The sequence below is a fragment of the Photobacterium lucens genome (genome assembly GCF_009873615.1).
In the GTDB taxonomy this organism is placed as follows: domain Bacteria; phylum Pseudomonadota; class Gammaproteobacteria; order Enterobacterales; family Vibrionaceae; genus Photobacterium; species Photobacterium lucens.
Window position 1 is genome coordinate 1 of sequence record NZ_SSMG01000434.1, and the last position, 10436, is coordinate 10436.

The 10436-nt window shown below is 45.3% G+C and carries 7 protein-coding genes and 1 tRNA gene; 2 read left to right on the forward strand and 6 right to left on the reverse strand.

Annotated features, from left to right (window positions below; genetic code table 11):
- The first annotated feature begins 103 nt into the window (after window positions 1–103).
- Both E5A76_RS17515 and E5A76_RS17520 read left to right on the forward strand, forming a co-directional pair.
- Window positions 104–1084 carry a sugar-binding transcriptional regulator gene (locus E5A76_RS17515; protein ID WP_053989804.1) on the forward strand — a complete coding sequence of 327 codons (981 nt, stop codon included), beginning with the start codon at window positions 104–106 and terminating at the stop codon, window positions 1082–1084.
- A 106-nt stretch (window positions 1085–1190) separates the two neighbouring features.
- Window positions 1191–1285: transfer RNA gene (locus tag E5A76_RS17520), tRNA-Sec, on the forward strand.
- Window positions 1286–1295: 10 nt separating this feature from the next.
- Here the strand turns inward: E5A76_RS17520 and selB are convergent.
- The 6 genes from selB to fdnG all read right to left on the reverse strand — a co-directional run bounded on the left by selB (window position 1296) and on the right by fdnG (window position 10224).
- Window positions 1296–3218 carry a selenocysteine-specific translation elongation factor gene (gene selB, locus E5A76_RS17525; RefSeq protein ID WP_161119720.1) on the reverse strand — a complete coding sequence of 641 codons (1923 nt, stop codon included), beginning with the start codon at window positions 3216–3218 and terminating at the stop codon, window positions 1296–1298.
- A gap of 15 nt (window positions 3219–3233) precedes the next feature.
- Window positions 3234–4697: an L-seryl-tRNA(Sec) selenium transferase gene (gene selA, locus E5A76_RS17530; protein WP_161119721.1), complete on the reverse strand. Its 1464-nt coding sequence runs from the start codon at window positions 4695–4697 to the stop codon at window positions 3234–3236.
- Between the two features lie 13 nt (window positions 4698–4710).
- A complete protein-coding gene (fdhE, locus tag E5A76_RS17535; protein ID WP_161119722.1) occupies window positions 4711–5601 on the reverse strand; it encodes a formate dehydrogenase accessory protein FdhE in 891 nt (296 codons plus the stop codon).
- A 97-nt stretch (window positions 5602–5698) separates the two neighbouring features.
- On the reverse strand, window positions 5699–6334 hold the full coding sequence (locus E5A76_RS17540) for a formate dehydrogenase subunit gamma (protein WP_045064551.1): 636 nt from the start codon (window positions 6332–6334) through the stop codon (window positions 5699–5701).
- Complete coding sequence (gene fdxH, locus E5A76_RS17545) at window positions 6334–7206, reverse strand: formate dehydrogenase subunit beta (protein WP_008987805.1); 873 nt, start codon at window positions 7204–7206, stop codon at window positions 6334–6336. The genes E5A76_RS17540 and fdxH overlap by 1 nt, the downstream gene beginning before the upstream one ends.
- Window positions 7207–7209: 3 nt before the next feature.
- Complete coding sequence (gene fdnG, locus E5A76_RS17550; RefSeq protein WP_146145429.1) at window positions 7210–10224, reverse strand: formate dehydrogenase-N subunit alpha; 3015 nt, start codon at window positions 10222–10224, stop codon at window positions 7210–7212.
- Window positions 10225–10436: the final 212 nt, after the last annotated feature.

Consider the following 10436-nt stretch of genomic DNA (forward strand, 5'->3'; position numbering starts at 1 on the left):
TTTAACGTACTCTGTTATTAAAAATAATTAATCATCTGCTTATTGATTGAAAAGTGTTAAAATCAATTGGTTAACCGTATCGCGATAGAATAAAGGATTGGAAATGAGCACAAACAGCACTGACAGTAATCATGTAGATAGCGATTTACTGACCGAGATCGCCATTGCTTATTATCAGGATGGTGCGACTCAAGAAGAGATCTCTCAGCGCTTTGGCATGTCCCGCGCTAAAGTGGGACGTTTACTGCGCCGTGCTCGTGAAGAGGGAGTGGTGGAAATCACCGTCAAATACCACCCTGTATTTAGTGAAAAGTTAGAGCAACAACTGATTGAGCGTTTTAATCTAAAACGTGCATTAGTAGCACTTGATCAGCCTGATGATGAAACCCAACGCCAGCAAGTGGCAAGCTTAGTGTCTAGTTATCTTACCGCAACCCTTACCGATGATATGGTGGTATCGGTCGGTCAGGGGCGTAATATTGCCTCGATTGCTAGCCATGTGGGAGTTGTGCCGCACCGTAAATGTCGTTTTGTGTGTGGTATTGGTGGTACTCACCGTTCAGGTAATGCGATTAATGCCGATCATATTTGTCGTCAGTTAGCGAAAAAATACGATGGCATCAGTGAAACCTTGTATGCCCCAGCGTACGTTGAAGACATTGTGGTAAAAGAAGCCTTCATGAAAAACGGCACAGTTAAAGAGACGTTAGATCGTGCACGTCGTGCTGATGTGGCGCTAGTTGGTGTCGGTGATATGAATGAAAACAGCCATATGGTGAAGTTAGGTTGGTTTACACCACAAGAGATTGTTGAAGCCCGTATTCGTAAAGGCGTGGTGGGTGATATTGCCGGTTATGACTTTTTTGATAGTCACGGTAAACAAGCCGACACCATGATGAGCGATCGTGTCATTGGTTTAACCATGGAAGAGTTGCGCCACATTCCAACGGTGGTCGTAGTTGCTGCTGAAAATAGTAAGGCGCTGGCCTTGTTAGGCGCATTGCGTTCGGGGGTGGTTGATGTGCTGGCAACGAGCGTGAGTAACGCATTAACGATTTTGAATTTAGATCAGCAAATGAAGTAGTTTGATATTTAATCAGTTGATCTTAAAAAACAACTGCTATCCCTGAATTTAAGCGATAGCAGTTGATAACCATACCTTTAACGCATAAAATACATCACACAAATGAGGAAGAACGGCGTATCCGGTGATGCGTCCGGATTTCAAATCCGGGTAGGGCTGCCAGCAGTCCTGGGTAGGTTCGACTCCTATGTTCTTCCGCCACTTCGTTTGTTTATCCTTTCAGTAAATCTTCATCTCGCAATTCGCGGTAATTAAACTTTCTTTTTGTAAATCCAATCTTGTCTAAGTATTCCAATATTTGCACCGCTACTTTGCGTCCTAATTGGCTTAGGTTTCTAAAATCTGCCGTTTCTAGTTTTTGGTTCTGCTCGATATGTTTTCGTACTGCATTGGCGATGTGAATTAAATACTCATGCGTAACATAACGATCTTTCACGATGGCAGAGATATAACCCAGTTGTGCCAATTTATAGCTAAGGGTACGTAGCTCGTCTTCATCAATATCACATGCATTAGCAAGATCGCGAACCCACCAAGGCTCTTGGCTGGTCTGCATTATCTGCGCCATGTGGAGCCAGTGGTGTTGCTCTTGTTCAGTAAGTTGAAGTTGGTGGCTAGCAAGGTGTAACCAACCACGGGTATTGATAATACGTTGCTGTGTTAATAACTGCGTTAAAAGGGCATTGAAAATAGCCGTTGGTTGATTGAGTGCTGCCATGCGATATAAGCGATCTTTACCCAAACCTATATGATCGTTTTCTTGCTGGTGGTATTGGGCGAGCTTTTCAATGATTAGCTGCTGTAGTTGTGCTTGATAGGTAGAAGTACAAAGGAAATCACCGTATTGGCTGATCTCATTATCAACTTGCTGACAAGCTATTTGCTCGATATTGGAGCATTGATGTTGCCACGCTAATTCGCTGATAGATTGCGGTTTATTGGCTAGTTTAAAGGCGATGATGTCTTTAGTCGCAGTAAGTGTCGCGCGCTGGGTTAAATAAGCTAAACGTTCTGGTTTTCGCTTACCACGATTAGGCGGTAGCAAATCAATCACCACACCACTACCAAGATTTGTTTTTAAGGCCGGATCACGCAGCAATAAGCGATCTTGCTCGGCTAAACACAATGGGCTATCGAAAGTAATTTCAGCCAGTGCGGAATTACCAGCTTTGACTTCATCTGTTTCAAGGAGCGCAATACGACCAGTAGTATGAGTTGCTGCATGGAAAACCTGTACCGTTTGCCAGTGTTTAATATCGGTATTGGCTGTGAGTGCAACAGTCACACGATTGATCACGGTATTGGGGGCGATTTCGAGCAACCAATCGCCACGGTTAAGATCCTGCTTATCAATATCACCGACAATATTCATTGCCACACGCTGGTTTGCTGTCGCTGTTTGTGCTGTTTTTCCTTGGGCGTGTAAGCCTTTTATGCGCACGGTTTTGGTCTGTGCTAGGCCTTGTTTTAATTTATGGTGACTGACAAATTGTAAATTATCACCAACAGCAATCTTGCCACTTAATGCGGTACCTGTAACAACTAAACCTGCGCCTTTAACATGAAAAGTACGATCGATAGCAAGACGGAAATTTTGCTGTGCCTGTTGCTGCTTGTCATTTTCACAAAGCGTAATTAAGTGCTGTTTTAGGGTCTCAATGCCATCGCCTGTTATGGCTGAGCAATGAAAGATCTGCGGCTCGGTAAAGCCTTGCTGGAATAAAAGTTGAGTGAGCTGTGCTTCTAGCTGTTGTTGCTGCTCTACTGTAGTGAGATCGGATTTGGTGATCACTACGGTTAAGCTATCCATCGCCAGTAAACGTAGGATCGTTAAATGCTCATAGCTTTGCGCCATCATGCCTTCATCACCAGCCACGATTAACATTGCATGATGGGCTGTACCGACACCTGCTAGCATGTTGGAAAGAAACTTCTCATGGCCTGGAACATCAATAAAACCAAGGGTTTCTTGTTGTTGTGTTGTAGCCGATAAATACGGCATAAACGCATAGCCTAAATCAATGGTAAGCCCACGTTGTTGCTCTTCAGGTAAACGATCGGCATTGGTGCCGGTTAAGGCTTGCAGTAAATGGGTTTTACCATGATCAACATGGCCAGCTGTGGCGATTATCATAAGTGGCGTTATTGGTTATTCGTTATGGGTAAGTGAAAGCTGTGCAAGCTGAGCAATAAAGTCTTGTTCATGGCTGATCCCACGCAGACATAACCACAGTTTGTTATGGTGGATACGGCCGATAATTGGGATCTCGCCGCTTGCTAAAAGATCCGCAAGATCATTAAGCGTGTGAGATGTTTGATTATTGTTAACGCTGAAACACAATGCGACAGATTCAAGTTGTTCCGTTGGTAATGCACCACTGCCAATTTGCCCCATTGAAGGCATTACAGAGACAGTGAAATGCTGACCAACCAGTTGCTGACAGTGAGGTATCAGGCGCTGACCTAAATCGGTAAGGGCATCAAGGCTGCGAGTAAGCATGGAAAGTGTGGGTAGATCGCAAGGTAAGCGCTCAGGATGACGATATAAATTCAGTGTCGCTTCAAGCGCAGCTAAGGTCATTTTGTCACAGCGAAGGGCACGTTTTAGTGGGTGATGTTGCAGCTGCTCAATGAGTTCAGATTTACCAGCAATGATCCCTGCTTGTGGCCCGCCTAATAGTTTGTCGCCAGAGAAGCTCACCAAATCAATACCATCTTGCAGCATCTTTTGTGGCATCGGCTCGCTTGGCAGTCCGTATTGGGCTAAATCGATTAATGAGCCGCTACCTAAATCGCTGATCACAGGCACCTGCATGGAACGTCCTAATGCACATAACTCCGCTTCAGATACTGCGCTGGTAAAGCCTTGGATCATGTAATTGCTGGTGTGTACTTTCATCAGCAATGCGGTGTTTTCATTGATCGCTTGTTGGTAGTCTTTTAAGTGAGTACGGTTGGTTGCGCCGACTTCGACTAACTGGCATCCCGCTTGGCGCATCACATCAGGAATACGGAACGAGCCACCAATTTCAACTAACTCACCACGCGAAACAATCACTTCTTTACCGTTGGCTAAACTTGCCAACATCAGTAGTACGGCAGCGGCATTGTTATTGACTAAGCAGGCATCTTCACAGCCAATCAACTGTTGGAGTTGTTCACTAATGGCGTGATCTCGGTGACCACGTTTACCTTGTTGCAGTGAATATTCCAAGGTTGATGGAAAACGCATGACATCCGTTACCGCTTTGATCGCCGCTTCTGCTTGCAAAGCACGACCTAAATTGGTGTGTAGGATAGTGCCGGTTAAGTTAAAAACACGGCGTTGTCCTTTAGATCCAAGCGGTTGTGCGACTTGCGCTAGTTGCTCTGAGAACAAGGCAATACGCTGCTGTTTTTGTTGTGTCAGCGCCAGCCCGTCACACTCATTTAGGCTTAACCATAGTGGCAATTGTTGTTGCTGTTTGATGCTATCACGGGCTTGGTCGAGTAATTGACGAACAAGGGCGGTGATATGCTCTTTGCCGTATTGGTTGATCAAGGCTTGTTGTGATTGATGATTTAAAATCAGATCAACACTAGGTAAATGGGCGTAGAGTGCTTGGGCTGTCATATCAAACTCGGTATTACTGCATTAGTGGTAAAAGGAATGGGTTAAATCCATTACGGTATAATTCGCTCTGGCTTAACTTCTGATCTAGCACTAATGTCGCAAGGTCGTCTGCGATAGGATCAAGGTTTGGTTGTTTTTCTAAAAATAAAATCTTCAGATAGCTATTACAGTGACCACATGTTTCGGCACGTACCGCATCTTCTAGGGTTTCACTTTGTAGCTGAATATTCTCACCGTCAGCACATTGGGTACATTCTGCACGTAGACGATGCCACTCGGCTTCACACTGGCTGCAATGTAAGTAACGATGGCCGCTGCCTTTGATCATGCTGGCTGCTGGTGCGCCACCACATAATGGGCAAGTGTGTTGTTTCACGTTTGGCTCTGGTTGCCATTCAAGTGCCGTGGTTTTTACGATCAGGCTAGTGAAAATATTGATGCAGGAGAAAAGGATGATCGCAAGATCAGCTGGTACTCGCTCTGATTGGTTGTGCTGAAGGGCGGTGAAGTAATGGTGTAGAGTGTTGCTATCAAGCTCATTAATCGCATCGATAATTTTCACAATATCATCAGAGGCAACAAGACGTAGTGAGGTGCTTAACTGCGCCAGCATTTGTTCTAATAGCGGGAACCAGTCACTGTTTAGGGTTAGCGGCCAAACAAGCTCGTTAGTTTGAACAAATTGCGCTACTGGTGCTGCGAAGTCTTCTGCTAGTTGCGCTTGAAGTTGCACAATTTGACCCGCAACAAGGAGGTAATCTGCCATAAAAGAGTCTTTAGCAAGTTCACGCAAACGTGCGGCTCGTGCTGAAAAAATGGTTGCAGGATCACCGATGATGAGTGGGGTAAAACCATCGCTGTTTTGTTTAACTATCGTGTTTTTATCGAGAATTTTTACGCTCATGCTGTTTTCCAAGTACAAGAATACCAACCAAAGTTGCCCTTGGTTGGTATAGGAATGAAAAGCGATAAACATTGGCTTATCGCTTTTTACAGTGCTGTTAGTGTTGGTTTTTACCGCTAGTAATAGCGCGGAACCAACGAGGGTGGTGTTTCTTCGCCCAAGCAGGAGACACCTTACCTTCTAACATGCCGTCGATTGAGCCTTTTACCCAGTACGCCATGTAAACATGGATGATCAGGCTAAGGGCAAATACAACCGCTGTGATTGAGTGAACAATCAGTGCAATACGCACAATGTCGATGCTGAAGTAACCTGCAAAGTAAGCACGCCACGCAATCAGACCCGTCACGAGTAATAACACCGCACAAGCAATGAACTGACGTAGGATCATCTTCTGACCTGCGTTGTATTGCCCTGCTTCTGGTACGTTTTCTTCGTTCTCAGTCAACACGTCTTTTACTTTCAGCATCCACTGGAGATCACCTTTTTCAAAGTGGTTATGGCTCCAGTAACGAACAACTAAGAAAGCTAAGCCGATTGTCATCACAATTGCGCCGAATGGGTGCAAGATACGAGCAAGTTGCGGCGAGCCGTAGACATAGCTAAGGAAATGCAATGGTGCGAACATAAAAGATAAGCCAGACAATAACGTCCAGATACCTGATAGTGCGACAGTCCAGTGCACCACGCGATCTAAAGGCTTATGACGTAAAATCGTTTTATTCAAACTCATTATTCATCTCCTTCTTCTTCAGCGACACGGCTACGACCGACAGTGACACGGTGCACAGCAGCAAGTGCTAATGTGCCGAATAGACCTGCGGCAGCTAGCGGCTTCACATCGTCTTTCCATAGCTTCACGGTTTCACTGATCTTGGGATCTTTCGGTAGATCGTATCGCTCAGGATCGGTGATATCGTGCAACACATAAATCACGTGAGTACCGCCGACACCTGCTGGGTTATACACACCAGCATTTTTGTGACCTTTGGCTTTTAGTGCTGCGACACGTTGGTTAGCGTATTCAAGGATTTCTTCTCGCTCACCAAAACGTAGTGCACCTGTAGGACAGGTTTTTGCACATGAAGGCACTTGACCTGCCTGTAGGCGATCAAGACACAAAGTACACTTGTAAACACGGTTATCTACTGGGTTCATGCGTGGAATATCAAACGGACAACCCGCAATACAGTAGCCACAACCGACACACTTTTCAGAGTTGAAATCGACAACACCGTTTTCGTATTGCACGATAGCATCAGGCTCTGGACAGGCTTTTAAACAGCCAGGATCAGAACAGTGCATACAGCTGTGTTTGCTGAATAACCATTTGAACTTGTTATCTTCTTCAATTTCTTTGAAGTGGATAGTGGTCCAAGTTTCAGCGGTTGTATTTGGCGGATTTTGGTAAGTGCCTTCAAAAGTACCTACTTTGCCGCGCAAGTTGTTCCATTCGCTACACGCATCCATACAGCCTTTACAGCCAGTACAGCACGTTACATCGATAAGCTTTGTGACCTGAATTTGGCGTTTACGCGCATCAGGTGAAGGCGTTAGCGATGATGTCGCAGAACTACGAATAATATTCTGTGATTCCATACCCATGGCTTACTTCACCTTTTCCACGTTAACCAAGAATGCCTTGTACTCTGGTGTTTGCGAGTTCGCATCACCCACATCTGGGGTTAGCGTATTAGCAAGATAACCAGGTTTCGTATCACCTTCGTAACCCCAGTGAATTGGGATACCAACGGTATGTACGGCTTGACCGTTAACCTGTAGTGGGCGAATACGTTTAGACACATAGGCTTTTGCTTCAATGAAGCCACGCTTAGACGTCACACGCACCATGTCAGCATTATTAATGCCACGCTCTTTCGCTAGACCTTCGCCGATCTCAACAAACTGCTCTGGCTGTAGTACAGCGTTGAAGTGCGAGTGGCTGGTCCATGTATGGAAGTGCTCCGTTAAACGGTAAGTGGTACCGACAAATGGGAACTGCTCTTTTTGACCAAGCTGCTCAAGATCGTCTTTGAAAATACGTGCCGCTGGGTTGGATACCACATTCTTATGTAATGGGTTGGTACCAATCGGTGTTTCAAACGGTTCGTAGTGTTCAGGGAACGGACCTTCTGCCATTTTATCTAACGCAAATAGACGACCTACGCCTTCTGGTTGCATGATAAATGGACCTGCATTGCTTGATGGTGGCAATTTCGCATTAAAGTCAGGCACATCAGGGCCAACCCACTTGCTACCATTCCATTCAACTAGCGTGCGTGATTTATCCCAAGGGCTACCGTCAGGACGTGTTGATGCACGGTTGTACAGCACACGACGGTTAGCAGGCCAAGACCATGCCCAGTTTGGTGCTAAACCTAAACCGGATGGATCGCTGTTATCACGACGTGCCGTTTGGTTACCCGCTTGAGTCCAACTACCTGTGTATAGCCAACAACCTGCAGTGGTAGAGCCATCTGCTTTTAGCTGAGCAAAGCTAGATAGCTGATTGCCGTTAGCATCTTTACCGTTAAGCTCTTGTGCTAATTCTTTGGTATTTGGCGCATCTGGGATCGCATAGCTCCAATCTAGCGATAGGATAGGATCTGGGTATGTACCGCCATTTTTCTGGTACATTTCACGCATCTTCAAGAAGATACCCGCTAAGATCTCAGCATCACCTTTCGCTTCTCCCGGCATATCTGCCGCTTTCCAGTGCCACTGTAACCAGCGCGCTGAACTTACGATGGTGCCATCTTCTTCAGCGAAACATGCACAAGGTAAACGGAACACTTCAGTTTGGATATTCTTGGTATCCACTTCGTTTACGTTTGGCTTGTTCTGCCAGAAAGTCGAGGTTTCTGTCGCTAGTGGATCGATCACAACCAAGTATTTCAACTTAGATAGCGCATCTAAAGATTTCTGCTTGTTAGACATCGAGCCAACAGGGTTGAAACCTTGACAGATGTAACCGTTCATTTCGCCTTTCTTCATCATGTCGAAGACGCGAAGCATGTCGTAACCCTGATCCCACTTCGGCATCATGTCGTAACCAAAGTTGTTTTCTGCGGTGGCGTTTTTACCGTAGAACGACTTCAGTAATGAAACGAAGAAAGACGGGTAGTGTTGCCAGTAGTTCGTTTGATCTGCTTCAAGTGCCACTGGTGTGTGGTGCTTAAGGTGAGTGGCAAGATCCACATCTTTATCAGATGGCAGCTTCAAGTAACCCGGCAAACTTTGTGCTAGCAAACCAAGGTCTGTAATACCTTGAATATTAGAGTGACCACGTAGGGCGTTAACACCGCCGCCAGCCATACCCATGTTACCGAGTAGCAACTGGATCATTGCCATACAACGGATATTTTCAGCGCCTTTTGAGTGCTGAGTCCAACCTGTTGCGTACAAGATCGTTGCAGTACGGTTATCGGCAGCTGTGCTACCGAGTGCTTTACACACGTGTTCAAACATATCAACAGGGGTACCTGTAATGTTTGAAACTACATCTGGTGTGTAGCGAGATACGTGCTCTTTCAGTAAGTTCCATACACAACGAGGATGTTGTAGGGATTCATCCTTCATTGCATAGCCGTTATCGTCTAGCTTGTAGAACCAGCTACTACGATCGTACTTACGTTTCTCAGCGTCATAGCCAGAGAACAGACCATCGTGGAACTCGTAATCATCACGTACGATAAAGCTAGCGTTAGTGTAGGCTTTCACATATTCGTGATTCACTTGACTGCTTGCGATCAGGTAACGAATCGCACCTAATAGGAAAGCAATATCAGCACCTGAACGGATCGGTGCGTAGTGATCAGCCACTGCTGCTGTACGCGTGAAACGTGGATCAACCACAATGATTTCAGCGTTATTGGTTTTTTGAGCTTCAATTGCCCAGCGGAAGCCAACAGGGTGTGCTTCTGCTGCGTTACCGCCCATTACAAGGATTACGTTGGCATTTTTAATGTCAACCCAGTTGTTGGTCATCGCGCCGCGGCCAAATGTTGGAGCAAGACTTGCTACCGTTGGGCCGTGTCAAATACGCGCTTGAGTGTCAACTGGAACCATGCCCAAACCACGGGCAAATTTTTGTGTTAACCAACCATTTTCGTTGCTCTCTGCCGAAGCACATAGCATACCTGTGGTTAGCCAGCGGTTAACTGTGGTGCCTTGTTCGTTTGTTTTAACAAGGTTTTCATCACGGTCTTGCTTCATTAATTTGGCAATACGGGTGAATGCTTCATCCCATGAAATACGTTGCCATTTGTCTGAGCCAGGTGCGCGATATTCGGGGAATTTCAAACGTTGTTCGCTGTTAACAAAACCAGCTAGGCCGGCACCTTTTGGACATAATGCACCACGGCTTACTGGATGATCGGGATCACCTTCAACGTGGAATACCTTTTGTTTGATATTACCGTTTGCTGCGCCAGTGCTATAAAGTAATGTTCCGCAACCTACCGAGCAGTAAGAACACGTATTACGGGTTTCTTTTGCTGCGGTTAATTTAAATTCTCGTGCCTGCGCCCAAGCTTTTTGCGGTATTGTGGCAAGGGAGGCAATAGTTGTCGTTGCGACAGCTCCCGCGCACAATTTAAATAATTGACGTCTACTAATATTCAAAGTCAACTCACCTAATTATTATAAAAAAGAATTGTATTACATAAGAGGTTGGCTATTATAGGCGCGAATATAATATCGTCAAATCTTTGTGTGAAATAATAAATGTCCAGTTGTTTAATTACTGATGAATATATAGAGCATCAGGAATATTCCGTTCATGAAATAATTAAATATAAGAATGGAATAAAAATAGAATGTGAAGACTTTATAGC

Coding starts and splice junctions, on each gene's coding strand:
- fdxH (WP_008987805.1), bottom strand. CDS start 7,206: ATGGGTATGGAATCACAGAATATTATTCGTAGTTCTGCGACATCATCG.
- E5A76_RS17515 (WP_053989804.1), top strand. CDS start 104: ATGAGCACAAACAGCACTGACAGTAATCATGTAGATAGCGATTTACTG.
- selA (WP_161119721.1), bottom strand. CDS start 4,697: ATGACAGCCCAAGCACTCTACGCCCATTTACCTAGTGTTGATCTGATT.
- E5A76_RS17540 (WP_045064551.1), bottom strand. CDS start 6,334: ATGAGTTTGAATAAAACGATTTTACGTCATAAGCCTTTAGATCGCGTG.
- selB (WP_161119720.1), bottom strand. CDS start 3,218: ATGATAATCGCCACAGCTGGCCATGTTGATCATGGTAAAACCCATTTA.
- fdhE (WP_161119722.1), bottom strand. CDS start 5,601: ATGAGCGTAAAAATTCTCGATAAAAACACGATAGTTAAACAAAACAGC.